20 protein-coding genes are annotated in these 26,988 nt (G+C 44.3%); 17 read left to right on the forward strand and 3 right to left on the reverse strand.

Features of this window, described 5'->3' with window-relative positions:
• Positions 1 to 339: 339 nt before the first annotated feature.
• The 3 genes from ABVF55_RS05045 (at position 340) to trxA (ending at position 5,886) form a co-directional block, all read left to right on the forward strand.
• A complete protein-coding gene (locus ABVF55_RS05045; RefSeq protein ID WP_445284972.1) occupies positions 340 to 2,325 on the forward strand; it encodes a peptide ABC transporter substrate-binding protein in 1,986 nt (661 codons plus the stop codon).
• 119 nt (positions 2,326 to 2,444) lie between these two features.
• On the forward strand, positions 2,445 to 5,474 hold the full coding sequence (locus ABVF55_RS05050) for a CocE/NonD family hydrolase (protein ID WP_445284973.1): 3,030 nt from the start codon (positions 2,445 to 2,447) through the stop codon (positions 5,472 to 5,474).
• Between the two features lie 97 nt (positions 5,475 to 5,571).
• Positions 5,572 to 5,886: a thioredoxin gene (gene trxA, locus ABVF55_RS05055; protein ID WP_003002728.1), complete on the forward strand. Its 315-nt coding sequence runs from the start codon at positions 5,572 to 5,574 to the stop codon at positions 5,884 to 5,886.
• Between the two features lie 197 nt (positions 5,887 to 6,083).
• Here trxA and ABVF55_RS05060 read toward each other — a convergent pair whose 3' ends face one another.
• Positions 6,084 to 7,556 carry an alpha-amylase gene (locus ABVF55_RS05060; protein ID WP_445284974.1) on the reverse strand — a complete coding sequence of 491 codons (1,473 nt, stop codon included), beginning with the start codon at positions 7,554 to 7,556 and terminating at the stop codon, positions 6,084 to 6,086.
• Between the two features lie 172 nt (positions 7,557 to 7,728).
• On the opposite strand from ABVF55_RS05060, the gene ABVF55_RS05065 reads away from it, so the two are divergent.
• Genes ABVF55_RS05065 through ABVF55_RS05080 form a run of 4 tightly spaced genes read left to right on the forward strand, consistent with a single transcriptional unit; the run spans position 7,729 to position 14,913 of the window.
• Positions 7,729 to 10,839: a CocE/NonD family hydrolase gene (locus ABVF55_RS05065; RefSeq protein WP_445284975.1), complete on the forward strand. Its 3,111-nt coding sequence runs from the start codon at positions 7,729 to 7,731 to the stop codon at positions 10,837 to 10,839.
• A 23-nt stretch (positions 10,840 to 10,862) separates the two neighbouring features.
• Positions 10,863 to 12,494 (forward strand): M20/M25/M40 family metallo-hydrolase, encoded by a 1,632-nt coding sequence (locus ABVF55_RS05070; protein ID WP_151191274.1) that lies wholly within the window; start codon positions 10,863 to 10,865, stop codon positions 12,492 to 12,494.
• 39 nt (positions 12,495 to 12,533) lie between these two features.
• Positions 12,534 to 13,277 carry an ABC transporter ATP-binding protein gene (locus tag ABVF55_RS05075; protein ID WP_003010968.1) on the forward strand — a complete coding sequence of 248 codons (744 nt, stop codon included), beginning with the start codon at positions 12,534 to 12,536 and terminating at the stop codon, positions 13,275 to 13,277.
• Positions 13,267 to 14,913, forward strand: a complete 1,647-nt coding sequence (locus ABVF55_RS05080) for a hypothetical protein (protein ID WP_445284976.1) — start codon at positions 13,267 to 13,269, stop codon at positions 14,911 to 14,913. Before ABVF55_RS05075 ends, ABVF55_RS05080 begins: the two co-directional genes overlap by 11 nt.
• 193 nt (positions 14,914 to 15,106) lie before the next feature.
• Here ABVF55_RS05080 and ABVF55_RS05085 read toward each other — a convergent pair whose 3' ends face one another.
• Positions 15,107 to 15,949, reverse strand: coding sequence for a DegV family protein (locus ABVF55_RS05085; RefSeq protein ID WP_320909968.1), 843 nt, complete (start codon positions 15,947 to 15,949; stop codon positions 15,107 to 15,109).
• A 129-nt stretch (positions 15,950 to 16,078) separates the two neighbouring features.
• Between ABVF55_RS05085 and ABVF55_RS05090 the strand changes: the two genes are divergently transcribed.
• On the forward strand, positions 16,079 to 16,648 hold the full coding sequence (locus tag ABVF55_RS05090; RefSeq protein ID WP_003010925.1) for a TetR/AcrR family transcriptional regulator: 570 nt from the start codon (positions 16,079 to 16,081) through the stop codon (positions 16,646 to 16,648).
• Between the two features lie 99 nt (positions 16,649 to 16,747).
• A complete protein-coding gene (locus ABVF55_RS05095; protein WP_445284977.1) occupies positions 16,748 to 17,317 on the forward strand; it encodes an HD domain-containing protein in 570 nt (189 codons plus the stop codon).
• A gap of 185 nt (positions 17,318 to 17,502) precedes the next feature.
• Here ABVF55_RS05095 and ABVF55_RS05100 read toward each other — a convergent pair whose 3' ends face one another.
• Complete coding sequence (locus ABVF55_RS05100) at positions 17,503 to 18,381, reverse strand: polysaccharide deacetylase family protein (protein ID WP_445284978.1); 879 nt, start codon at positions 18,379 to 18,381, stop codon at positions 17,503 to 17,505.
• A gap of 175 nt (positions 18,382 to 18,556) precedes the next feature.
• Between ABVF55_RS05100 and ABVF55_RS05105 the strand changes: the two genes are divergently transcribed.
• From ABVF55_RS05105 to ABVF55_RS05140, 8 genes are all read left to right on the forward strand, one after another.
• Positions 18,557 to 19,843 carry a homoserine dehydrogenase gene (locus ABVF55_RS05105; RefSeq protein ID WP_023918393.1) on the forward strand — a complete coding sequence of 429 codons (1,287 nt, stop codon included), beginning with the start codon at positions 18,557 to 18,559 and terminating at the stop codon, positions 19,841 to 19,843.
• Between the two features lie 2 nt (positions 19,844 to 19,845).
• The gene (gene thrB, locus ABVF55_RS05110) at positions 19,846 to 20,712 is read left to right on the forward strand and encodes a homoserine kinase (RefSeq protein WP_445284979.1); all 867 of its coding nucleotides are present in this window, start codon (positions 19,846 to 19,848) and stop codon (positions 20,710 to 20,712) included.
• Between the two features lie 83 nt (positions 20,713 to 20,795).
• Positions 20,796 to 21,776, forward strand: a complete 981-nt coding sequence (locus ABVF55_RS05115) for a hypothetical protein (protein ID WP_445284980.1) — start codon at positions 20,796 to 20,798, stop codon at positions 21,774 to 21,776.
• 116 nt (positions 21,777 to 21,892) lie between these two features.
• Positions 21,893 to 22,789, forward strand: a complete 897-nt coding sequence (murB, locus tag ABVF55_RS05120; protein ID WP_445284981.1) for a UDP-N-acetylmuramate dehydrogenase — start codon at positions 21,893 to 21,895, stop codon at positions 22,787 to 22,789.
• Positions 22,790 to 22,996: 207 nt separating this feature from the next.
• Positions 22,997 to 24,154, forward strand: a complete 1,158-nt coding sequence (locus tag ABVF55_RS05125) for an ABC transporter ATP-binding protein (RefSeq protein WP_003002881.1) — start codon at positions 22,997 to 22,999, stop codon at positions 24,152 to 24,154.
• Entirely contained in the window at positions 24,135 to 24,941 is an 807-nt protein-coding gene (locus ABVF55_RS05130) for an ABC transporter permease (RefSeq protein ID WP_003011144.1), read from the forward strand. The genes ABVF55_RS05125 and ABVF55_RS05130 overlap by 20 nt, the downstream gene beginning before the upstream one ends.
• A complete protein-coding gene (locus ABVF55_RS05135) occupies positions 24,938 to 25,711 on the forward strand; it encodes an ABC transporter permease (RefSeq protein ID WP_003002847.1) in 774 nt (257 codons plus the stop codon). The genes ABVF55_RS05130 and ABVF55_RS05135 overlap by 4 nt, the downstream gene beginning before the upstream one ends.
• Entirely contained in the window at positions 25,708 to 26,778 is a 1,071-nt protein-coding gene (locus tag ABVF55_RS05140) for an ABC transporter substrate-binding protein (RefSeq protein WP_049484027.1), read from the forward strand. The genes ABVF55_RS05135 and ABVF55_RS05140 overlap by 4 nt, the downstream gene beginning before the upstream one ends.
• Positions 26,779 to 26,988: the final 210 nt, after the last annotated feature.

Here is a 26,988-nt window from a genome sequence, read left to right on the forward strand (position 1 = left end):
AATAACATAAGAAGTCTTTTTATAAAATATCCAGTCCTTATAGTTTTTCGAATCAAAACTGAGACTTTCCGCCGTGAGAAAAGTGCTTGAAATAGAATCATTTCAAGCACTCGGGAGTTTTGAAACTTTAGGTTCAAAACTAAGTCATGGAACTTCGTAGAAGTTCGCTGACGTCCGTACTCACCTAAGGAAAGTCTCAAATAAGTTTTAAACTTAAATTAATAACTACTCTCCGGAGTAGTTTTTTCATAAACTAAAATTTTCTGAAAATTCCTTTTCTTCTGAAAATCTTTGTGGTATAATCTTAAAATAAACTTAAAATTTCTTAAGGAGTTTTACATGAAAAAAAGAAATGTCATTGCACTTGCGGGAGTTGCCCTCCTTTCAGCAGGTATCCTAGCAGCTTGTTCGGGTGGTTCTAAATCATCTAGCTCAAGCAACGGTCAAAAATTCTCATATGTCTATGAGACTGAGCCAGAAAACCTAAACTATATCACATCTGGTAAAGCAGCAACCCACGATATCACTGGAAACTTGATTGATGGTTTGTTTGAAAATGACACATACGGAAATTTGATTCCATCTCTTGCAAAAGATTGGACAGTTTCGCAAGATGGCTTGACTTATACTTATAAACTTCGTGACGATGCTAAATGGTATGATTCAGAAGGCGAAGAGTATGCGGATGTAACAGCTAAAGATTTCGTCACAGGGATTAAATATGCGGCTGATAACAAATCAGAAATGCTCTACATCATCCAAGATTCTATCAAAGGCTTGAATGACTACGTCAGTGGTAAAAATAAAGATTTCTCAGCTGTAGGAGTAAAAGCAGTTGATGATCATACCCTTCAAATCACTTTGAACCAACCAGAATCTTACTGGAACTCTAAATTGACTCTTGGGATCACTTTCCCTGTCAACGAAAAATTTGTGAAATCAAAAGGAGATAAATTCGCTCAAGCAAGTGATACCAGCTCCCTTCTTTACAATGGTCCTTACATCTTGAAGAGCTTTACTTCAAAATCTTCTATCGAAATGACAAAGAATGAAAACTACTGGGATAAAGACAAGGTCTACATTTCAGATGTGAAATTGGAATTCTATGATGGACAAGACCAAAGTAAATTGGCCAAATCTTTCGGAGAAAATGCTCTTAGCTTGGCAAAACTCTTCCCAACTGGATCTGGTTACTCAGAGCAAGCCAAAGAATTCAAAGACGAAATCACCTACACTCCTCAAGACGCCGCTTCTTATGTTATTGGTACCAACATCGACCGTCAATCTTACAAACACACTGCTAAGAAGACCGATGAAGAAAAACAATCTACTAAGAAAGCTCTCTTGAACAAGGACTTCCGTCAAGCGATCAGCTTTGCCTTCAACCGTGAAGCGTATGCTGCTCAATTGAACGGAAAAGACGGAGCAAGCAAGATCATCCGTAACCTCTACATTCCACCAACATTTGTCCAAGCTAATGGTAAGACCTTTGGTGAAATGGTGAAAACTCAATTGGATACCTACGGTGATGAGTGGAAATCTACTAAACTAGACGATGGTCAAAATGGTCTCTTCGATGCTAAGAAAGCGAAGGAAGAGTTTGCAAAAGCGAAGACTGCCTTGGAAGCAGAAGGTGTGAAATTCCCAATTCACATCGATATGCCTGTGGACCAAACCACACCATCAAGAGTTCAACGGGTACAATCCTTCAAACAATCAGTTGAAGAAGCACTTGGTAAAGAAAATATCGTCATCGATATCCAAATGCTTTCGAAAGAAGACCTTCAAAATGTGACCCTCTTTGCACCAAATGCGGCTGGCGAAGACTGGGATCTCTCTGATAATGTTGGATGGAGCCCTGACTACCAAGACCCATCAACTTACATGGATATCTTGAAAGCTTCATCTGGTGAAAATACTAAGACTTTCCTTGGATTTGACCCAAGTGAAAACAATGAAGCAGCTAAAAAAGTTGGTCTGTACGACTTTGAAAAGATGATCAAAGATGCTGGTGCAGAAACACAAGACGTCAACAAACGCTATGAAAAATATGCTGCAGCGCAAGCTTGGTTGACAGATAGTGCCCTTGTTATGCCAACTTCTTCATCAACTGGACGTCCATTCTTGACACGTATCGAACCATTCTCAGCTCCATTTGCATGGACTGGTGGTAAAGGAAAAGACCAAGTGATCTACAAAGGAATGAAACTCCAAGACAAAGCTGTGACAACTGCTGACTATAACAAAGCCCTTGAAAAATGGCAAAAAGAACAAGCAGAGTCAAACAAAAAAGCACAAGAAGATCTTAAGAAACACGTTAAATAAGGATCGATAACCGAGGCTGATGCCTCGGTTTTTTGTGGGATCATTTGAATATCTAATTGATCTAAAAGCGCTTACATAGTATAATAGGAGTGTTGATTACAAAAAGTAAGGAGACTGACATGAAAAAGAAAACAATGGTTTCCATTGTCGCATCGAGCTTACTGATCGCGCCGATGGTCTTGCATCAAGTAGTAGCAGCAGATGAGCAAACAGAAGAGCTAGCCCCATCGACAGAAGTGGTCCATGCTCCATCTACTGAAGCAAGACCGACAACAAGTGACACAAGTACTGTCACTAGTGAAGAAGCTGCAAGCTCGAGTGAGGCATCGCTGGATCGGACGGCAGGTGCCAATCAAGTATCACCTGCTACAGAAGAACACACAAGACAAAGTGAGCCTACGGTCCCAGTAGCAACTCCAGCAGCAACCAACAGGGAAGCAGCCCCTCAATCTGCTCATCCTTCAGAAGCTCCGGTAACAGCCCAGGATTTGGCAAAGGTTACAGGTAGCACCCTTGCAGCGGATCAGGCCTCTAAAGAGTTGACGGTCCAAGATGCTGTTAATGGCTTACTTCAATGGGCAGCAACAGATCCTAGCCAATTGGGCCAAAGCCAAGCAGATCGCGAACGCTTTGCCAAGAGTTTAGGCTTGATTGAAAAATCAGAAGATGTGACTCGTAAGGTTAGTCAGCCAGAATTGGCCAAGATGTATGAAACAGCTAAGAAACTCTACGATGCCTACCGGGCTGAAAAGAAAAGTCCGCTCTTTTTAAATGGTCGTGCCCAGCCTATTTTCCCTTATACAACGGGAGAAAAAGAAGACCAAGACTACAAATATGAAGACAGCCAAATTGTACGTTTCCCAGTCTATGTCGAAACGGACTACGATACCGATGCAGATGGCAAGCCAGACTTAGTCAAAGCCATTGTTCAATTACCAAAAGCAGTAGCGCAAGGCGATTTTAAGGCAGCAACCATTCTGGAAGCGCGCCCTTACGTAGCGGGGACGCTCGATGAAAACTACGTGACCCTTGAAAGTTTGGGGCTTCCAACGGACGGTAGCTACGACATGAAGAAACTGCACAGCCAACCTGCAAAGAGACAGCCAGTAAGCAGTGAAACAACAGTAGAAGCAGCCAAAAAAGCCAAGGCATCGGATTGGTATTACTACAGTCCCTACGAGTATATCTATGACTACGAAGATTTGAACTGGTACGACTATTTCTTGGTCAGGGGCTATGCCTTTATCTCGAGCGCTGGACTTGGTACCAAGGGATCAGAAGGATTTAACACGACGGGGTCTGGTCTCGAAATCAATGCCTTTAAGAATATCATCGAATGGGTCAATGGCAAACGCAAGGCCTACACCGATAAGACTAGCAATGTTGAAATCAAGGCAGACTGGGCAACAGGCAATGTCGCTATGACAGGTCTCTCCTGGGCTGGAACCACGACCTTTGGTGTGGCGGCAACAGGCGTAGAAGGCTTAAAGACCATCGTTCCGGCAGCAGGAATTGCCTCTTGGTATGATTATTTCAATAGCCAAGGAACCCAATTTGGCAATGCACCTTATAGTGACCTTTCATGGCTCTCCCTTTACGTTAGCACACGGATGCTGGATCAAGACGATTGGGCAGGTATTTGGCAAAACTATGTCAACTACATCAACCAATTGAACAAGGACCAGTATGCTCATGATCGCAACTACAGTGATGTCTGGAAAGAGCGGGATTATACTCTTCATCCGGAAAATCTCAAGACCAGCGCTCTGATCGTCCATGGCTTGAATGATGACAATGTTAAGACCAAACACTTTGAACTCATGTACGATGCGCTCAAGAAAGCGGGCCAAGATGTCAAGCTCTATCTCCACCAAGGAGACCACGTCTATCCAGCAGCTATGTCTCGTGGCTATGGGATCACAGCCAAGGGCCAAGATTTCTATGACCTACTCAATACCTGGTTGACCCACTACCTATATGGCGTGAACAATCACGTCGAAAGCTTGCCGGCTGTTCTAGCTCAAAACAACTATGATCCAAGCAAGTGGACCAGCTATGATAACTGGAAGAGCAGTCAACGTCTCTTCTTGAATGCAAGCTCGAAACGTCTAGAAGAAACCATTTCTAGTGACTATGCGGCTGCAGGTGTTGAGATCGCTAACCGTAATGAAACAGTCAGCAAAGCCTCCTCTAAGGCCAATCTGACCTTCGTTTCTGATGTTACTGAGGACACTACGATCAAGGGCCACATCCCCGTTCGTTTCAAGGCAGCTCTTGCCAAGGGTCAAGGAAAGAATTTCCAAATCAACGCTCTCTTGGTAGATGTGGCAGATGAGGATTTTGACGTGGTAGGAAATGGTAGCGTCAAGCAAGATAAAACAGCAGACGGTTTCTGGATGGGAAGCAATTTAAGCAACCTATCTGTTGCCGAATACGAAACCATCAAGACCAAGTACAAGGTGATCGCAAAAGGCTGGATCAACCTTGCGAATCCTAAGTCTGGCTACGATTCAGCAAGCTCTCGCGCAAGCATCAAGCCAAAGGTTGGGGAATACCACGATTACACGGTTTATCTCCAACCAAATCTCTATACGGTTAAGAAAGGTCACAAGTTAGCGCTTGTTTTCAACACCTATGACCCGTCTGATTTAACGGTGGAGCATCCATATGAAGTGACCTTCAAGACAGATTCTATCCAGGCTGCGATTCCAATTGTTGAAAAGACCCGCGCCCAAAAGGCAGCTTATGTACCGAGTGCAACAGATACTGACTATGCGAATTTACCAGAAGTTGAAGGTGCTGCTCTAGTCGCTCCAGAAGTGCATTACAAGGAAGAATATAGGCTTCCAAGCCCAGAATCCTTTGTCCAACCAAGCCAAACTCTTCCTGAAAAAGAAGAGCAGACGCAAACAGGATCAGCAAGACAAGAGCAACCTCATCTTACACTAGCTGTATCCTATGGACATCAATTTGTTTCACAAGGATTTGCAGAAGATCCTCAAGAAGTGACACCTGCAGTAGGAGGAGAGCAAGCAGACCGTATGCTTCCTCAAACAGGGAGCAAAGATTGTGCTCTGGGTCTCTTAGGGGTGATCAGCCTAACAGCTTCTAGTCTCATCTTTTGGCGCAAAAAGAGAGTAGATGCCTGAGGAGTCCCCGTAGCAAATATTTCTAAAATGGCATCTTTTAGTGTAAAATAAAAGTAGAAATGCAGAATCAGTAGTCACTACTGAAAAAGGAGGAAATATGGCACACGTAATCACAGATGCAACTTTTGAACAAGAAACCAGCCAAGGCCTTGTCTTGATTGACTTTTGGGCAACTTGGTGCGGTCCATGCCGCATGCAAGCCCCAATCTTGGATCAGTTGGCAGAAGAAGTACATGAAGATGATTTGAAAATCTGTAAGATGGATGTAGATGAAAATCCAAATACAGCACGTCAATTCGGTATCATGTCGATCCCAACTCTTCTCTTTAAAAAAGATGGACAAGTTGTCAAACAAGTGGCTGGAGTTCATACGAAAGCCCAATTGAAAGAAATCATTGCAGAATTGAGCTAATAAGAAAACTCGTTTTCCATATTGGAAAACGAGTTTTTTGATGCTCTTTATTTCTTTCAAATAGACGCGACACCCGTTGACAGCGCTTTCTTATAGTGCTAAAATGAAACTGTATTTCCTATAAAATTTTTACAGGAAAAAATTCTCCTAGGAAGATGTAGATCCTAGGAGAACATTACATATAAAGGTTATTGGCCCTATTTATCTTGGGCTACCCAGACACTGACGGAGCGCTCTGCCACTGGGAATTCAGCAGTACCATCTTCTTGAACTTGGACAGTTTCGCTACAATTTTCTAGGACATCATAGTAGGTGAGGCCTGCGTAGGATGAGCCGATCTCCATGACTTTTGTAGCAGCTTGGTTATTGGAAATCAAGCAGGCGATTGGTGCTGATCCTTCGGTACCTGAGCGGGTCCATCCGATGCAATTAGGATCATCGAAGTAGTCTGTTTGTTCCCCGTAGGCCAGATCTTTACGAACCCATAAGAGGCGATCGAGGACCTCTTGGAAACTTTCTTGCGCAAATTGGCCCTCGATACCGTAGTAGTCTCCATAAAAGACACAAGGTAAACCAGCTTCACGAAGTAAGATCAAGGCATAGGCTGCGGGCTTAAACCATTCTTCAATGGTAGATTCCAAGGCTTGCCCTCGTTGGGTATCATGGTTGTCCACAAAGGTTACGGCCTCTTCAGGATGATTCAGCGCTAGTGTTCCATCAAAAATGGTTCGAAGGTCGAAATTTTCACCTTCTTGACTAGCTCTGAAAAGATTTTGGTGGAGTGCTACATCGATCAAGTCGAATAAGTAGTCAATGCTTTCCAAGTATTCATCGTTGGTCTCTTTATCCCCATTCCAAAACTCGCCAAAGACGTAGAAATCTTCACCGTACTTTTGGGTGATATTGTGGATGAAATTCTTCATAAAGAAGGAGTCAATGTGCTTGACGGCATCCAGACGGAAGCCCTCAACCCCTGTTGTTTCGATAAACCATTCAGCCCATTGGTCGAGATTTTCTACAACCTCGGGATGTTTGAAATCGATATCGGCATACATGAGGTAATCGTAGTTTCCGTTTTCCTTGTCTACCAGATCTCCATGAGCCCAACCTTTGTTGTCCCCTTGGATTTGGTAGATTCCATTCTTATTACGTGAAGCATCGTAGTCAGTGCCGGTGAAATGGTACCAATGCCAGTGGAAGTCATTATAGGTGCCATTTCGGCCATCAAAGGTGAATTTGGTCCATCCTTGAATGGTGAAGGGTTCAGTGAGAACCTTGTTTCGATCCATCGGATCGACCTCAACGACCTCGAATTCCTCTAAGCCATCAGCAGCAGCTTTATGGTTGAGAACGACATCGGCCATTGGTTGAATCCCAGCATCTTTGAGGGCTTGAATGGCTTGAAGATAATCGTCTTTGAAACCGTATTTGGTACGAACCGTTCCTTTTTGATCGAACTCGCCCAAATCAAAGAGGTCATAGACTCCGTACCCAACGTCATTGTTAGAAGTAGCTTTAAAAGCAGGCGGCATCCAGACTTTACGAATACCCAAGTCTGCTAAGTGTTGCGCATCTTCAGCAAGACGCGTCCAGTGGTTCCCATCAGCGGGCAAATACCACTCAAAATATTGCATTAAGGTTTGATTTTCCATTTTTATTTCTTCTTTCATGTGAATGTCCCTATTTTACCAAAAATAGTTGGATGCGACAAACTTTTGCGCTGGAAGCAAGCCCTTTCTAAAAAAGAAATCGCATACATGAAAGAAATAAAGTGAGAATATAAAAAAATAGAGTCGGGTTCCGCTAGGACTGACTTTGAAAATGGTGAAAGGAGACCATTTTATGAAAAAAACAACTCTTGTTTCTCTACTCGTTGCAGGTTTACTGATTAGTCCTGCTGTACTCGCCCAGCATGTGCAAGCAGACCAAGTAAGTAGCACAACTACTGAGGAGACGGTTACTCCTTCTACGGCAAGTCCTGAAGTTACTGAAACAGTGACCTCAACACAAGGAGACACTAAAGAAACCGTACAGCCTGAAAAAGTGGAAGAGGTTTCAGAAATTAACAGACCAACCACTTCGCCAACCGCTCCGACAACTACTCCGACGACTGAGCTACATGAAGAACCTGCGTCAAGTCCAGCGGTAGTGAGCGCCCCAACTGTTGAGTCCACTCTAGCCAATCAGCCAAGCCCTGTGCCTGCGACGCCTACCGTTGGCAGTCAAGAGGAGCGCGCGACTCCAAAAGTAACCCAAGGAGACTTGGCTGAAATCACTGGTGCAACTGTAACCGACCAGGATCGTGAAAAAGAAGTCACTGTGACGGAGGCAGTCAATCAACTATTGAACTGGGCTTCAACCAAGGAAAATCAAGTCGGATCTACTGATAAAGACCGCTTAGTTTTTGCCAAGAGCCTAGGGATGGTCAAGGAAGGAGTGGAGGGATCTGCTCCAGTTACTAATCTCACTTCAATGGTTGATGTAGCCAAACAGCTCCGTGCCGCTTACCGCGCAGACAAGAAGACACCTCTCTTTTTGAATGGCAAAGCACAACCTATTTTCCCATTTACGCCAGGAGACGATCCGGAGCATTACTCTTATGACAAGAGTGACATCGTCCGCTATATTGTCTATGTGGAAACCGATTATGATACGGATGGAGACGGCAAGCCTGACTTGGTCAAGACCTTTGTGCAGGTGCCAAAAGCTGCTGTCAATGGGGACTATAAGGCAGCCAGCATCTTTGAAGCCAGCCCATATGTAACAGGAACAACAGAGGAGCGCACCTTAGAGGGAATTGGTCTCAAAGAAGGTGGAAACTTCGATATGGCCAAGCTCTATGAAAAACCTGCCAAACGCCAAGCAACCAAGACTGTTACGACAGAAGAAGTAGCCAAAGCGACTGATCCAAAGGATTGGTACTACGTTAATCCGCGTGAAAGTTCTGAAGATTATACGCATTATGATTACGAAAATCTAAACTGGTACAATTATTTCTTAGTTCGTGGTTATGCAGTGGTGACCAGCAGTGGTTTGGGCTCAAAAGGATCAGACGGGATCAATACGACCGGCTCTGACCTTGAAGTAGCTGCTTACAAAAATATCGTTGAATGGCTCAATGGTAAACGCAAAGCCTACTCTGATAAGACTAGCAACCAGGAAGTCAAGGCGGACTGGTCCAACGGAAACGTCGCTATGACTGGTTTATCTTGGGCAGGTACGACAACATTTGGTGTAGCTTCTACTGGGGTGGAAGGACTCAAGACCATTGTGCCAGCTGCAGGTATTGCTAGTTGGTATGACCATTTCAACAGCCAAGGATCTCCTCTTGATACCGGAGCTTCCAATGACCTATCTTGGCTATCTGTCTATACATCAGGACGAATCCTTGATAAGGAAGATTGGGACAAGGTCAAGGATTACTATGCAGCCTATATCACCAAGCTCAATGAGCTCCAACACAAGGATGGTCATAATTACAACGAAGAATATGCCAAACGCGACTACACGCTCAACGCAGCCAACTTGAAAGCAGCCCCTCTCATCATTCAAGGGCTCAATGATGACAATGTTAAACCAAAACATTTTGAACTCATGTTAGAAGCCTATAAAAAGGCGGGGATCGATGCCAAGGTCTTGCTCCACCAGGGCAATCACATCTATCCATCTACTCGTTGGTCAGGGACAGAAGTCGCAGGTCAAGCCTTTAATGACCTGATGAATCTCTGGTATAGCCATTACCTCTATGGTATTGAAAATGGGATTGAAAACCTTCCGCAAGTAACAGCACAGGACAATCTAGATCCAAGTAAATGGCGTCGTTTTGATAAATGGGATACCAACAATGCCATCTCTGCTCGAATCTACTCCAAACGGGAGGATGTGACAGTAACCGGTGATTACTATGGTACGGGAAATAACTGGACTACACGTAACCAAGATGCGGCCTTCCATTCCTCAGAAGTAGCGGCTTCCTATGCAGCACCTGTCGACCAAGATGTCACCATCAAAGGGCATATTCCTGTGCATTTTAGCGCTGCTTTTGTCAAGGGAGACAAAAACCATGCCCATGTCAGTGCGACCTTGATGGATGTCTCAGACGAAGACTTTGATGTGGTCAAAGAAGAAATCACCTATGACAAAGACGGTTACAGCACACGCACATTGGACAAGGAAACGATCGACGAGACAGGCTACTGGAATGGTAGCAACCTTGAAACCTTACCTCTCAAACGTTACAAGACCCACAAGGTTAAGAGTGTGGTGATTGCGCGTGGTTGGATGAATCTGGCCAATCCAGCATCTCGCTATGACTCAGCAAGTTCTAGTCATTCTATTGATCTGAAAGAAAATGAATTTCATGATTACACCATGTATCTGCAACCAAATCTCTATACAGTGAAAAAAGGTCATCGACTGGTTTTGAGTTTGCACACCTATGATCCAGATTACATCTATTTTGCAGATCCTTATGAAGTGACCTTCAAGACAGATTCTATTTCTGCAACGATTCCAATCGTAGAAGACAGTCGGTCTCTCTTGTTCCGTTATCAACCGAGTGAAAAAGATACAGAGTATGCCACATTAGCAGATCGGATCCTACCAATTGCAACCATTCATCCAAAAGTAGATCCTGAACAAGACCCAAGTCCAGTAGATCAAGCAGAAAAACCAATTGTTCCAAGTAATCTAATGACTCCAACCAATCCAGCTATTTCTGAAATTCCTCAAAAACCAAGCCACGGTCGGGATCTGATGGACTTCCGTAAGGAACAAAAAGAAGAAACTGCACAAGAATTGGCTCAAAGAGCTGATAAAGATAAGATAGAAGTGACAAGCCAACCAAGCCTTCCAAAAACAGGTCAAGCAACAAGCCCTTGGACCCTCTTTGGCTTCCTAGGACTCATGCTCACCAGCCTCTTGTCACTTGGCAAAGCTCACAAAGATGAATAATAGAAAAGAAGGATGGAGAGAAAGTGAAAACCACCAATAGAGAGAGCATCGAAACGATTTTTACCGAAGCCTTGGCGATTCCAAGCTTCACCAATACTGAGACCGAACAAGGAATCGAAGCCTACCTGGATCAACGGATTGGACAAATCCCCTATTTCAAGGAACATCCGGACTATTTTGGACGCTATCAGGTGCCACAGGATCACTTGCATCGATCGGTCAATTGGGCCTTGGTTGATAAGGGCAAGAAAAAAACAGTAATCCTTTTCCATCACCATGATACAGTCGATCTAGAAGACTATGGAAATTTGGCAGAAATCGCGCTCGATTCTGATCAAGTAGCAGAAGCCTTGAAAACACTGGATAGGCGGCAAGATATGCAGGAAGATTTAGCTTCTGGGGATTGGAAATTTGGCAGAGGGTCTTGCGATATGAAAGCAGCCCTAGCCCTTCAATTGGGGGTTCTGGAAGCCTATGCGGCAGATCCCTCAGGAGGCCAGGTCAATCTGCTCTATCTCTCTGTTGGAGACGAGGAATCTTATTCACGTGGGATGCGTGGAGCCTTGGGCCTCCTCACAGATTTGCAGGAAAAGTTTGATCTGAATTATGTATTAGCAGTGGATTCAGAACCCTTTGAATCGGAAGTAGGAAAAGAAAAGGTCCTTCACATTGGCACAGTCGGCAAACTCATGCCAGTCGTTGTGGCGCAAGGCGTCTTGTCCCATATGAAGGAGCCCCTTAAAGGGATCAATGCCTTGTCCCTCTTAGTAGCCATCGCAAGCCAGCTAGATCTTCATCCCGATCTGGCAGATCAAGCCTTGGGAGAAACGTCTCCCCTTCCTTCTTGGTCCTATCTCAGAGATTTGAAGGAGCAGTACGATGTATCGACCGTGCTCTATGCGGCTGGTTATTTCAGTGTATTGCATTTGAAGAAAACACCGCAAGAGCTCTTGCAACGTATCTATGAGCTTAGTCAGGAGGCCTTGGACACCTTTTACAAGAAGTATGAGCACTTGCAGGATCAGGCTGGCCAAGAACATGTTATTGCAAAGCCAAGAGTCATCACCTATCAAGAACTAGAGGAACGTTGCCAAGCCTTAGAGGGTTATGAAGCCTTTAGAGAAGCTTCTAATAAAAAAGCGGAGCAAGATTTTCGTAATGGGACCAGCTACCAGAGCCTTGCGATTCAGCAAATCCAGCGACTCCTTGAGTTTCTCGGAGATAAGGATCCTATGGTGGTCATCGGTTTTGCGCCCCCATATTATCCTTCTATGAATTGCCGCTTTTTAGACAATACCGATTTCAATATCGTGTCCCTCATCACTGATTACCGCGAGTATCTGGACACAAGAGGTTACCTCTTAAAAGTCGAAGAATACTTTATGGGGATTAACGACACCAGTTATTGTGCCTTGGAAAAGGATGTGGCTTCTTATCAAGTCGTCCTAGATAGCCTAGCCACACCAGCTCAGGTCTATGATCTGGATCTGGAAAAAATTGCCCAAATTCAGGTTCAAGCGGTCAATCTAGGCCCTTGGGGCAAAGAATTGCACAAGCGAGGAGAGCGGGTCTACAAAGAAGACTTCTTGGAAACCATTCCAAACTATCTGCTAGAATTGCTCTACCATTTCGATGATCGCTTATCAACAGAATAAGTAAAAACGGTCCCTGTGAGGATCAAAAAGGGAGTTAGCATGATTACATTTCACGGAGTTACCAAAGATTACGATGGGCACATTGCCCTCAACCACTTGGATCTGACAATCGAGGATGGGCAAATTGTCGGCCTGATTGGCCACAACGGAGCTGGAAAGTCAACGACAATTAAGAGCCTGGTCAGTGTCATCACCCCAACCACTGGATCCATTGAAGTGGATGGTCAGGACCTCTATAGCCATCGGTTGGCGATCAAAAAGAAGATCGGTTATGTGGCAGATTCGCCAGATCTTTTCTTGCGTCTCACAGCCAATGAATTCTGGGAGTTGGTTGCGACCTCTTATGATATGAGTCAGAAAGACTGTGACCAACGTTTAGAGGAGCTTCTTAGGATCTTTGATTTTCAGAGCCACCGCTATGAAGTGATTGAATCCTTTTCACATGGGATGCGTCAGAAGGTCTTCGTCATTGCAGCCCTCTTGTCAGATCCAGATATCTGGGTTTTGGACGAACCGATGACCGGTTTGGATCCACAGGCTTCTTACGATTTAAAACAAATGATGCGCCAGCATGCGGATCGGGGCAAGACGGTTATTTTCTCTACCCACGTCTTAGAAGTGGCCGAACAACTCTGTGATAAAATCGCTATTCTCAAAAAAGGAAATCTCATTTTCTATGGGACGATCGAGGAATTGAAGGGACAGCACCCCGAACAAAGTCTGGAAAGTATCTATCTCAGTCTAGCGGGTCGGAAGGAAGAAGGTGGCGATCATGCGTCTTAAGATTATCCAGCAACTGGTCAATGTTAATATGATCTATGCTAGTCAGCCGGCCCAGATCGCAAAATTACGTACCAAACAGGCCAAAAAACCGGACGTCAAACTCAATGTCGCCCGTAAATCAGTGCTCAACTACCTCTTATTAGGATTGGTCTATTTCGTCATATTTGGCTTGCTTTTTAGCATCTATGATTTTGTCCATCAACCAGCCTTCTTTGTCAATATGGTGGCCCTCTTTTCCTTGATGACCATTTCCCAAGGATTTATGAGCTTTTACAATGTCTTTTATGAAAGCAAGGACCTCCAGTTTTACCGGCCCTATGCCTTCTCAGATGCGGAAGTCATTGCTGGAAAGAGTATCTCGGTCATCCTGACCCTTCTCATGGCTATCCTTCCCTTGGTCAGCTATTTTTTGATCCTGCCTGTCCAAGCAGGCGGCTTCAATCCGTTAGGGATCCTGCTTGGCCTCTTTTGTGCCTTAATTCTCTTAGGCGTTCTCTTTTTAGCGACGATCATCCTATCCCATCTGATCACTAAGACCCTATTTTTCAAAAAACACACGACCCTGGTCTCCAACATCATGGTCGGAATTGGTTCTCTTCTGAGTCTAGGAGCTTATCTCTATCTGAATCTAGTCCAGACCCATCGGGTAGAAGTGACAGGGGGCGCAGATATTCCCATTCTATTTCCACCTTTTACGGCCTTTCATCAGTTCATCCTCCATCCTTTTGATGGAGAAGCGATCCTTGGTCTCATGGGCTGGATCCTGGTCCTTCTGGTCTTGATCGGCCTGGTTCGCAAAATCGTGATACCGCAGTTCTATGATGCGGCCCTTGCAGTTGCGACCAACCAAACCGTTAAAGAGCGCGTGAAAGCCATCCATGTGGGCCAGAAAGACTCCTTTAGACAGTTTGTCATTCAGTATCATCGTAGACTCTTGAGCGATGGAACACTTATGGTGCAAGTCCTCTTGATGATGAGTATTCTGCCATATATTTTCCTCCTCAGTGGAGCAGCAGGAGCATCGAAAAATATAGGAGGCCTCAGTCCTTACCTGACGCCCCAGTATCTGGTGCCACTGACCCTTGTTGCCATCTTGATCGGTGTTTTCAATAGTTTTGGAGGCTTGACCAGTATTGGTATTTCGCTAGAGCGCGAAAACTTTGAGTACTTGAGATCGCTCCCTATTGATTTCAAACGCTATCTCTTCATGAAGTTTTGGTTGCTCTATCTGGTGCAATCCATCCTTCCTGTCATTCTTCTAGTTGGCGTTTGTCTCTATTTTGGCATCCATCCCTTGGCTATCCTTGCCATGTTGCTGATCTGGGTTGTAACGACCATTCCGATCTGCATCCGAGACTATGTCAAAGATTTTCAGAACTTTAGCACCAATTGGACCAATATCACGGAGTTAATGACCCGTCATCGTGGGAATGCAGTCCTTCAGTCTATTCTCTTGATTGTCTTTCTCTTTGTGATGTTTCTTTTGATTATTGTCAGCTTTATTTGGACCTATCATTCCGTCAGCACCCTACTTGCTGTGATCCTTTATAGTATCATCCTGTTAATCGGAGCAGCAATCAGCTACACCATCTACCGCAAAAAAATCCGCACTCTCTACCAAGAGATCGGAGAATAAAAAGAGAGAGTGGGACAGAAATCGGTAATTCCTTAGAATTCGATTTCGTCGTCCCACCTCCGAACAGTTGAGTAGGGCTGTAAAGCTGATGAAATCAGCGTAGTAAAGCCCACTCAACCACTGCGTCTTGCTCGACAATCCAAAAACAAGAAGAGGCTAGGACTTTTGTCCTAGCCTCTTTTTTAGTGGAAACTTAAATTTCATAGCCCATGAGGAGCCCGCCTTCTTCGGCATAGAAACTACATAGTCCGGAAGTAGGGAGGACTTCGATGTTTGCACGGGTAAATTTTTCACGGACCAATTCAGAGAACTGCTCGATAAATTTTTCATTGTTGCGGTGGGCGATGGTGATGTGGCCGCCAGCATAACCCGCCTTGATCAATTCATCAAAAGCAGCCTTGATCGCTTTCTTTTGGCCCCGTGCTTTTTGAAGCAACTCAAGGGTACCCGTCTTACTAGCTTCCCCGACCATACGGATATTGAGGAGCCCGACAACAGTCCCGATCAATTTGCTGAGACGTCCATTTTTGACCAGATTATCGACCTTGGCCAAAACAAAGAGCAACTTCGTCTTAGACTGATAGGTGGTGATCACATCGACCACTTGATCAAAATCAAGGCCTTCAGCGACCAACTGATTGAGCTTGCGAACGATCAGGTCCACCTCACCCCCAGCTGACAAGCTATTAATGACGTGGATATTGGTATTCGGATGCTCTTCTAGATAAATCTTCTTGGCCACCTCAGCACTATTGTAGCTACCTGAAAGGGTTCCAGTGATGGTCACAACGACGATATTTTCAGCTCCTTCAAAGGACTTCATATAATCATCGGGACTCGGACAGGCAGACTTAGAAGCAGTCGTAGTCGCATACATCTCTTCCATCATCTGATCGATATTGAGTTGGACATCATCTGTGTAGATAGTTTCTCCCACTTGGATGGTCAATGGGACACTGACAAACTCCGTATCCGGTGCCAGATTGTCCAAAGAGCGGTAGTCACAGCCTGAATCCGCAATAATTTTCCATTTCATCAGTTCATACCTCATAATTGTATAAAAATGTACATTGACAAGTAGTATGTCTTCTTTTACAATTATATCATGAAGTACAATGCTATCCAAGCAGATATCATCAGGTGAGACAGATAGAAAGTAAATGTTATGGCAGAAAGAAAAATATCCGAGAAATCCTTGGAAAATCTCAAACGATTTAACCGAGAAAACAATGCGATTACACGAGAATCCATCGAAATCTCTCTCCTGCAATTGTTGGAGAAAAAAGATCTGAAAAAGATCACCATCTCTGAGCTGGTTCAGCGTGCGGGTGTCTCTCGCGCAGCCTTTTACCGTAATTATGACTCCAAAGAAGAGATTCTAGAGTCCATCTTTCAATCTAGTATCGCAAAGATTACCAAGTCTTTAGATGGCTATAACCTCAAGACAGACCTCTACCAAGTTTGGGTCTACCTCTTTAAGGAAGTCAAGAAAGAAGCCAAGATCATCAGTCTAGCCATTGATTATAATTTCGAGCGGCTCTTGACCAAGGCAGTCTATGATTTTTTAGAAAAACGAAATGGCAGCTCCTCGAATGGCGCTGGCAGCTACCTCAATTCCTTCTGGAGCTCAGCCATCGTCTCTGTCATCTCCAAATGGATCAAGGATGGCATGAAGATCCCCGCTGAGAAGATCGCGACACTTGGTCTGCCCCTCTTTCCACAAAAGAAGAAGTAAACACCACCGAGAGGTGGTTTTAAAGTAAACTGCCCCTCTCCATAACTAGCTCATATGAATAGATAAAACTGAGCACAGATTGTACAAAGGACAAGAAAGATGATCGAAGAACGAATCCAAGCTGCTAAGCAGTATGTGAAAACCTTATTTGCTGATCGAGCGGATGGCCATGATGTAGAGCATACCCTCCGCGTCTATACCAATGCTATGAGAATCGCACAAGCAGAAGGTCCATGTGATCTGGAGATAGTGGGCTTGTCAGCTCTTCTTCACGATGCTGATGATGATAAATTGTTTCAGACAGAGAATAATGCGAATGCTCGCATGTTTCTGGAAGAGATCGGTATTCCTCAAGACCAAATCGACCAGATTTGTCGGGTTATCAATGCTGTTTCTTTCAGCAAAAATCGCGGTAAGCATCCAGAAACCTTAGAAGGCAAGATTGTCCAGGATGCAGACCGCCTGGATGCGATAGGAGCTGTAGGAATTGCGCGAACTTTTTCCTATGGTGGCCACAAAGGGAGGTCCCTCACTGATACCGTCCAACATTTCCATGACAAGTTGCTCCTCTTGAAAGATGAAATGAACACGGAGACTGCTAAGCAAATAGCAGAAAGTCGCCATCAGTTTTTAATCACCTTTCTAAAAGAACTAGAGAAGGAACTCTAACAAAAGAGGCTGGGACAAAAGTCCTAGCCTCTCAATTATTTTTGGATTGTCGAGCAAGACGCAGTGGTTGAGTGGGATCTACTACGCTGATTTCATCAGCTTTTACAGCCCTACTCAACTGTGCGGAGGTGGGACGACGAAATCGAATTCTAACGAATTACCGATTTCTGTCCCACTCTCTTTCTTTATTCTTGGATCATGGCTAGGAGATCCTCTCCTGTAGTGGTTGGAAGGATCCGGACTCGTTTGAGGGAATAGAGGCCATCAGCGGAGCTGGCGAGTCCATTTTTAGTGGTGAGGCCTAATTTGTAGTCAGCTTTCTTGGCTTGGTCGATCGTGACCTGGCTGTAGCGACCAGATGGGTAGACGATAACGCTGGTATTTTGATCTAGCACCTTATCTAGCAGGCGTTTAGAAGCGACCAACTCATTCTTTTGGGTCTCAAGACTGGAATTGGCTAGGTCTGGATGATTGACCGTATGGCTTTCAAAGGTCAAGCCAGCACTTTTCATCTCTTTGATTTGGTCAAAGGTCAGGACATTTTCTTTTTCCTTTTGGGTAAAGTCCGTGATGATATTGTTAGTGGCGGTCATCTTGTATTTCTTAAGAAGCGGATAGACAATGGTATAGAAATCTTCGACGCCATCATCAAAGGTCAACCAGACATATTTCTTTCCTTTTGGCACTTCATTTTTTGCGAGGATCCGATAGGCTTCCTCAGGTGTCAGGGTGTAGTAACCGGCTTTTTTTAGAGACTTTAGTTGGCTTTCAAAGGTCTCTGGATCGACAATCAGATTGGCATTGGCTGCTTCAGACTCAGCCATATTGTGTACGGAGTGGTACATGAGGATGGGCAGTTTGACCGGCTTTTTCACCCGGGTCCACTCGATAGAGGAACTGTGTTCATCTAGCGAGCGCGTCACGGCAGTGCCACTGGTATTCCCGTCACTAGGTTGAGTGATCCGCTTGATTAGAAGAAAGCTACAAATAAAGATACAGACTAGGAGGAAGGCATTGATTCCAAGTAGGGCTTTGATTTTTTTAGGTACTCTTCGTTTACTCATATTGTCACCGTTTTCATTATTTTCTTTATTGTACCACAAATTCTATGTTCTTTTCCAGAACTTGCTACAGGCAGATCCTGTCATGAACATTCAGAATTTTTAAGGCAATTGGCTGTCAAACGCTCAAGTTTTTGTTATAATGGAGCTACTATAGAAAATTCAAGGAGTCAATAGGATGTCTGTTAAGATTGCCTTACTAGGATTTGGTACTGTTGCAAGTGGCGTACCATTTTTATTAAAAGAAAACCATGAAAAAATCACCCAGGCAGCTCAAGATGAAATCGAGATCGCTAAGGTCTTGGTTCGAGATGATGCGGAAAAGGAAAAATTACAAGCTGCTGGTCACGACTACAACTTTGTGACCAATGTCGATGAGATCATTGAAGACAAAGACATTGCCATCGTGGTGGAATTGATGGGCCGTATCGAGCCAGCTAAGACCTTTATCACCCGTGCGCTGGAAGCAGGCAAACATGTGGTTTCTGCTAACAAAGACCTTCTTGCCGTTCATGGAAGCGAGTTGCTAGAGATTGCTAAAAAACACCAAGTGGCTCTTTATTATGAAGCTGCCGTAGCTGGTGGGATCCCAATCCTTCGAACTTTGGTGAATTCTTTGGCCTCAGACAAGGTGACCAAGGTTCTTGGTGTGGTCAATGGAACCTCTAACTTCATGATGACCAAAATGGTCGAAGAAGGCTGGACTTATGAAGATGCTTTAGCAGAAGCGCAACGTCTTGGTTACGCTGAAAGTGATCCAACCAACGACGTTGAAGGAATCGATGCTGCCTACAAGATGGTGATCTTGAGCCAATTTGCCTTTGGGATGAATATCCAATTTGACCAAGTAGGTCACAAAGGAATTAGCCAGATCACTCCTCAAGATGTATCGGTTGCTCAAAGCCTTGGATATGTCATTAAGCTGGTCGGATCTATCGTTGAAACAGAGTCAGGGATCGCAGCAGAAGTGACACCAACCTTCCTTCCAAAACAACATCCACTCGCAGGAGTGAATGATGTCATGAATGCGGTCTATGTGGAATCCATCGGTATTGGTGAGTCTATGTACTACGGACCAGGTGCTGGTCAAAAACCAACTGCGACAAGTGTCGTAGCCGACCTCGTTCGCATTGTCCGTCGACTAAAAGAAGGAACAATCGGTAAAGCCTTCAATGAATACAGTCGCCCTCTTCAATTGGCTAAGCCAGAAGACGTGAAGAACAATTATTACTTCTCAATCAAAGCACCAGATGCGACTGGTCAAATCTTGCGTCTTGCGGAAATCTTTAATGCAGAAGGAGCTTCCTTCAAGCAAATCCTTCAAGAAGACTCAGATGGTCACTATGCAAGTGTTGTCATCATTACTCACCAAGTTAACCAAACTCAATTCAAGAACTTGGTTGAAAAATTGGATTCAGAGGCGAATTTCGAACTCTTGAATACCTTTAAAGTCTTGGGAGAATAAGCATGAAAATTATTGTTCCAGCAACCAGTGCCAATGTAGGGCCAGGATTTGATTCTGTTGGGATTGCCGTGACTCGCTATTTGACCATTGAAGTCCTTGAACCAGCAGATGCTTGGTTTATTGAGCATGATCTTGGAGCAGGGATTCCGACAGATGAGAAAAACCTTTTGCTCTCAACAGCTCTTTCTATCTCAACTGATATGCAACCCCATCGGATCAAGATGACTAGTGAAGTGCCTTTGGCGCGTGGTCTTGGATCTTCTAGCTCGGTCATTGTCGCAGGGATTGAATTGGCCAACCAATTAGCCAACCTCCAGCTATCAGACGCTGAGAAATTACGCATCGCGACCGAGATCGAAGGTCATCCGGATAATGTAGCTCCAGCTATCTTTGGGAATATGGTCATTGCGAGCTACATCGGTGAAGATGTCCAATATGTCACGGCTGACTTCCCAAGCTGTGACCTTGTGGCCGTTGTACCGAGCTACCAATTGAAGACCAGTGATAGTCGGAATGTCCTACCGAAAGAATGGTCTTATAAGGAAGCTGTTGCAGCCAGTAGCGTAGCCAATGTCGCTATCGCAGCTCTCCTCAAGGGAGATTTGCTGACGGCTGGTCGCTCCATCGAGTCAGATCATTTCCACGAGCGCTACCGTCAATCTCTTGTCAAAGAGTTCCCTCAGGTCAAAGAAGTCGCACATGCGCATGGGGCTTATGCTACCTATCTGTCAGGAGCAGGCCCAACGATCATGAACCTCTTAGCGCCAGAGCATACAGCAGCCTTTGTCGCAGCTCTCGAAGAACTCGGGCTAGATGGTCAGATTTTCCAACTTAAAATCGACACATTTGGCGTTCGTGTTGAGAAATAAACCTCAATGTAACACAAATGAAAGAAGGATGTATACAAATGTATATGTCCTTTTTGCTTCTCCTATGGTAGAATGGGAATTGTATGGGGAAAAGCTCAAGCTTTCCCGAAAGTTTAGGGGGAAACATGAAACCAGAATATTTATATAGTATTGCTACCGATCTTGGTCTACAATTTGATGGCGAAGCCCGTGTGATGTATGGAGAGCGTGAAGGCTTCTTGTTGGTCATTGAAGGCGCTCAAACCAAGAATGTATTTACCATTTCACTCAGTGTGAAACAAGGTTCCGAAGGAGACTTGATCGAAGATAGTGAAATTCTTTGGAATGAATTAAAAGAACAATCAAAAGCCATTAATGCTATCTCTTCTGATGGTTACTTGACCTCGATCGTTGTCAAAGGTGGAATGACCAAAGGGAAGGCTGTCGAAACCTTATGGACAGCTATCCAAGATATTGTTGATTTCTTACTCAACCACCAATTTGTGCAAGTGAATGCGGAAACGGGTGAGGAAGGACCAATCGGTCTGTATCAAATTGGAGATGCGATCTTCTTAATCGACGATGCAACCTTTAGAGCCTACCAAGCCGAAGTGCAAGATACGGTGGAGGCTTATGAAGCGCGGGAAGAAAACTTCCTTTTAGGGATTGTAGGGGCTGTGATCGGTGTGATCATCGGTGGAGCAGTTGCCCTCTTGGTAGCGCGTCTCGGCTATGTGTCTGTTTTAGCAGGGGCTGCCCTCGGTTATTGTACCATCAAAGGTTATGAGATCCTTGGTAAGAAATTGACTAAAAAAGGTGTGGTAGTTTCAGCTATTTTGATGGTCTTGACGGTCTTTTTGGTCAACCAATTAGATTATACTTTGGCGCTCATGAGTGAACTGGATTTGCCATTTGGTATGAGCTGGACGCTTCTCAATGAAGCGACATTCTCAGGGGACGTCCCAGATAAATTTTACTTGAATCTAGGATTGCTAGCTGTCTTCACTCTTGGTGGTGCTTGGATTTCGGTCAAATCAGCTCTGGATGGACAAAAGAATCGTGCCATCGCTCGTAAAATTGCATAATGAATGATAAAAGGAAGGCCTGAATATTATAGGTCTTCTTTTGTTTTTTAGAGTCGAAAAATAGTCAAAAATTTGGTATAATAGTTTGTATTTTTATAGAGAGAACAGACAGAAAGATGAATGAAAAAATGAATCAAATTCTTGAAGGGATTGATATCCGTTTTCAAGAACCTTTAAAACATTATACCTTCACAAAGGTAGGTGGGAATGCTGAATTTTTAGCTTTTCCTCGCAACCAATACGAATTAAAACGCATCGTCCAATTTGCCAACCAAGAGCAAATCCCATGGATGGTCCTGGGCAATGCGTCCAATATCATTGTCCGAGATGGGGGCATTCCGGGATTTGTCATTATGTTTGATCGCTTGCGTGACATCAGTGTGGATGGTTATGTGATCGAAGCAGAGGCAGGAGCTAAACTCATCGACACCACCCATGTGGCCTTGCACCATAGTTTGAAAGGCTTCGAGTTTGCTAGTGGCATTCCAGGCAGTGTCGGTGGCGCAGTCTTTATGAATGCGGGAGCCTATGGGGGAGAGATCGCGCATGTCCTCGTATCCTGTAAGGTCTTGACCAAAGATGGGGAGATCGAAACTCTGTCAGTGGGTGAACTAGCTTTTGGCTACCGTCATTCTAAGATTCAAGAGACAGGTGCTGTCGTCATCTCTGCCAAATTTGCTTTGTCACCAGGCAATCACGAGGCGATCAAGCAGGAGATGGATCGGTTGACCCATCTTCGTCAGTTGAAACAACCCCTTGAATACCCTTCTTGTGGATCCGTCTTTAAGCGTCCTGTCGGTCATTTTGCAGGTCAATTGATCAGCGAAGCAGGTCTGAAAGGCTATCGAATCGGTGGTGTGGAAGTTTCTGAAAAGCATGCCGGCTTTATGGTCAATGTCGATAATGGAACAGCTAAGGACTACGAAGATTTGATCGCCCATGTCATTGAGGCAGTAGAAGCTCATTCAGGCGTCCGTTTAGAACCAGAAGTTCGTATTATCGGCCAAGCCTAAGAGCTTAAGTATTGAAGAACAATTGATAGTGAACCATCGATAGCATCAGTCGGAGAGGGGGTGAGTGCCTATCGATACCGTAAATAGGTGGGGCAGTCTAGTAAGTCCCCGAGAGGTATTGGTGGTCTGACAGGTCTTCCTGTCAGCCGCTGCATTTTCGTTTGAAAAGCAGTTTGGTAATTGCAGTAAAGAAGGAATTTATGTGAATTGAAAAAACCAATTATTGAGTTTAAAAATGTTTCAAAGGTCTTTGAAGATAGCGGAACCGTTGTCCTAAAGGATATCAATTTTGAATTGGAAGAAGGGAAGTTCTATACCCTGCTCGGTGCATCTGGATCTGGAAAATCGACCATCCTTAATATCATTGCCGGTCTTTTGGATGCGACGACTGGAGATGTCTATCTTGACGGGGAACGGATCAATGATGTCCCTACTAACAAACGGGATGTCCACACCGTCTTTCAGTCCTATGCCCTGTTTCCACATATGACGGTCTTTGAAAATGTGGCTTTTCCCCTTCGTTTGAAAAAGGTGGACAAGGCTGAGATCGAACGCCGGGTTTCAGAAGTCTTGAAAATGGTCCAGTTAGCGGGATTTGAAAAACGTTCGATCCAAAAATTATCCGGTGGTCAACGCCAGCGGGTAGCCATTGCCCGGGCTATTATTAATGAACCACGAGTGGTCCTTTTAGATGAGCCCTTGTCTGCACTTGACTTGAAGCTGCGGACAGACATGCAGTATGAGTTGCGAGAATTGCAACAACGCTTGGGAATTACCTTTGTCTTTGTTACCCATGACCAAGAAGAAGCCCTCGCCATGAGTGACTGGATCTTTGTCATGAATGAAGGAGAGATCGTCCAATCTGGTACACCAGTAGATATCTATGATGAACCGATCAACCACTTTGTAGCCACCTTTATCGGGGAGTCCAACATTCTGGATGGTCGCATGATCGAGGACTACTTGGTTGAGTTCAATGGCAAACGCTTTGAAGCTGTTGATGGAGGGATGCGTCCAAACGAACCAGTTGAAGTCGTTATTCGTCCAGAAGACTTGCAGATCACTCTTCCTGAAGAAGGCAAGCTCCAAGTGAAAGTGGACACCCAGCTCTTCCGTGGTGTGCATTACGAGATCATCGCCTATGATGATTTGGGAAATGAGTGGATGATTCACTCTACTCGTAAGGCCATCGTGGGAGAAGTCATCGGGCTAGACTTTGAACCAGAAGATATCCACGTTATGCGTCTCAATGAAACCGAAGAAGAATTCGATGCGCGGATCGAAGAGTACGTAGAAGTGGAAGAGCAAGAAGCTGGTTTGATTAATGCCATTGAGGAGGAGAGAGATGAAGAAAACAACCTCTAATCTATTTATCCTCCCCTATTTCTTGTGGATTTTTCTATTTGTCTTGGCTCCTGTAGTCATGATTATCTTTCAATCCTTTTTTAACGTTGAAGGACAATTTTCACTTGAAAACTACAAAGAGTTCTTTACTTCACAAAATCTGACCTATTTAAAGATGAGCTTTAATTCGGTCCTTTATGCCGGAATTGTCACCCTGGTGACTCTCTTGATCTCCTATCCGACTGCTTACTTTTTGACGCTTCTCAAACACCGGCAGTTGTGGTTGATGTTGATCGTCTTGCCAACTTGGGTCAATCTCTTGCTCAAGGCCTATGCCTTTATCGGAATCTTTGGTCAAAACGGCTCCATCAATAGCTTTTTAAGCTTTCTCGGAGTCGCTCCCCAGCAGATCCTCTTTACCGATTTCTCCTTTATCTTTGTAGCCAGCTACATCGAGTTGCCTTTTATGATTTTGCCGATCTTTAATGTCTTAGATGACTTAGATCCAAACTTGATTAATGCCAGCTATGATTTGGGAGCCAATCGTTGGGATACCTTCCGTCATGTGGTCTTCCCCTTGTCCATGAATGGAGTCCGCTCAGGTGTGCAGTCTGTCTTTATTCCTAGTCTCAGCCTCTTCATGTTGACACGGATGATCGGTGGAAATCGCGTCATTACCTTAGGGACTGCGATTGAACAGCACTTCCTGACAACACAAAACTGGGGAATGGGTTCTACCATCGGAGTTGTTCTGATCCTTGCTATGCTCTTTACCATGTGGGCAACTAGAGAAAGGAGAGAACGATGAAAAAAGTATCTCATTTCTATCTAGGTTTCGTCTTTCTGATCCTCTATCTTCCTATCTTTTATTTGATCTTTTATGCCTTCAATAAAGGGGGAGATATGAATGCCTTCACGGGCTTCACGCTTGAGCATTTCAATGAATTGTTCGCAGATAGTCGCCTGATGCTGATCTTATCAGAGACCTTCCTCTTGGCCTTCTTGTCAGCCTTGATTGCGACGGTGATTGGAACCTTTGGAGCCATTTATATCTACCAATCGAAGAAGAAGTTAGAAGGACCTTTGCTCTCCATCAATAACATTCTCATGGTAGCACCAGACGTTATGATCGGGGCCAGCTTCTTGATTCTCTTTACGACGGTGAAGTACCAGCTAGGTTTCCTATCTGTTCTGGCTAGCCACGTGGCCTTCTCGATTCCCATTGTGGTCTTGATGGTCTTGCCACGACTCAAGGAAATGAACCGGGATATGGTCAATGCTGCCTATGACCTGGGAGCTACCCAAGTGCAAATGCTCAAAGAGATCATGTTGCCGTATCTGACACCAGCCATTATTGCTGGCTACTTTATGGCCTTTACCTATTCGCTTGATGACTTTGCCGTGACCTTCTTTGTAACCGGAAATGGCTTTACAACCTTGTCTGTAGAGATCTACTCACGTGCGCGTCAAGGAATTTCCCTCAGTATCAATGCCTTGTCCGCCCTTGTCTTTCTCTTTAGTGTGCTCTTGGTCATCGGTTATTACTTTATTACCCGTGAAAAGGAGGAAGCAGCATGAAAAAACTTTATTCATTCCTAACTGGGATTGTCCTTGTCATTCTGGTCCTCTGGGGAATTAGCCACCAGATCGAAGCGAGCATGAATACCAAGAATAGCGACAAGTTGGTCATCTACAACTGGGGAGATTATATCGATCCAGACTTGCTCAAGGAATTCACAAAAGAAACCGGAATTCAGGTGCAATATGATACCTTTGATTCCAACGAAGCCATGTACACTAAGATCAAGCAAGGGGGAACCACCTACGATATTGCTATACCTAGTGAATACATGATTGCTAAGATGATGGATGAGCATCTGGTTGAAAAGTTGGACCAATCCAAGATCAAAGGGATGGAAAATATCGATCCAAAACTCTTGAACCAATCGTTTGATCCCGGCAACCAATATTCAGTCCCTTACTTCTGGGGTACCTTGGGGATTATCTACAATACCAAGATGGTCAAAAATGCTCCTGAACATTGGTCAGATCTCTGGCGTGAAGAGTACAGAAATGACATCATGATGTACGATGGTGCGCGTGAGGTCATGGGAATTGGTCTCAATACCTTGGGCTATAGCCTCAATGAAAAGGATCCAAAGAAATTGCAAGAGGCAGTAGATAAACTCTACACCTTGACGCCAAACATCAAAGCTTTGGTGGCCGATGAGATGAAAGGGTATATGATCCAAAACAATGCGGCTATTGGAGTTACTTTCTCAGGAGAGGCTAGCCAAATGCTTGATGCCAATAAGGATCTTCGCTATGTCGTTCCAACTGAAGCCAGCAACCTTTGGTTTGATAACATTGTCATTCCAAAAACCGTGAAAAATAAAGAAGCAGCATATGCTTTTATTAACTTTATGCTTCGTCCTAAAAATGCTTTGAAAAATGCTCTTTATGTCGGCTACTCAACGCCAAATAAAAAAGCCAAAGCCATGTTGCCAAAAGAAATCCAAGATGACCAATCCTTCTATCCAAGCGATGAAACACTGGACCATTTGGAAGTCTATCAACAATTAGGCAAGAAATTGCTTGGAGTCTATAACGATCTTTACCTTCAGGTCAAGATGTATCGAAAATAACACAAAAGGAACCTTCGGGTTCCTTTTTGATTGAAGATAAACTCCTCTTAGAAACTTTCCTTAAGTGAATACGGACGTCAGCGAACTTCTACGAAGTTCCATGACTTAGTTTTGAACCTAAAGTTTCAAAACTCCCGAGTGCTAGAAACAATGGTGTTTCTAGCACTTTTCTCACAGCGGAAAGTTTCATTATATATTTAGATACTCTAC

It is taken from the genome of Streptococcus sp. KHUD_012, assembly GCF_052588255.1.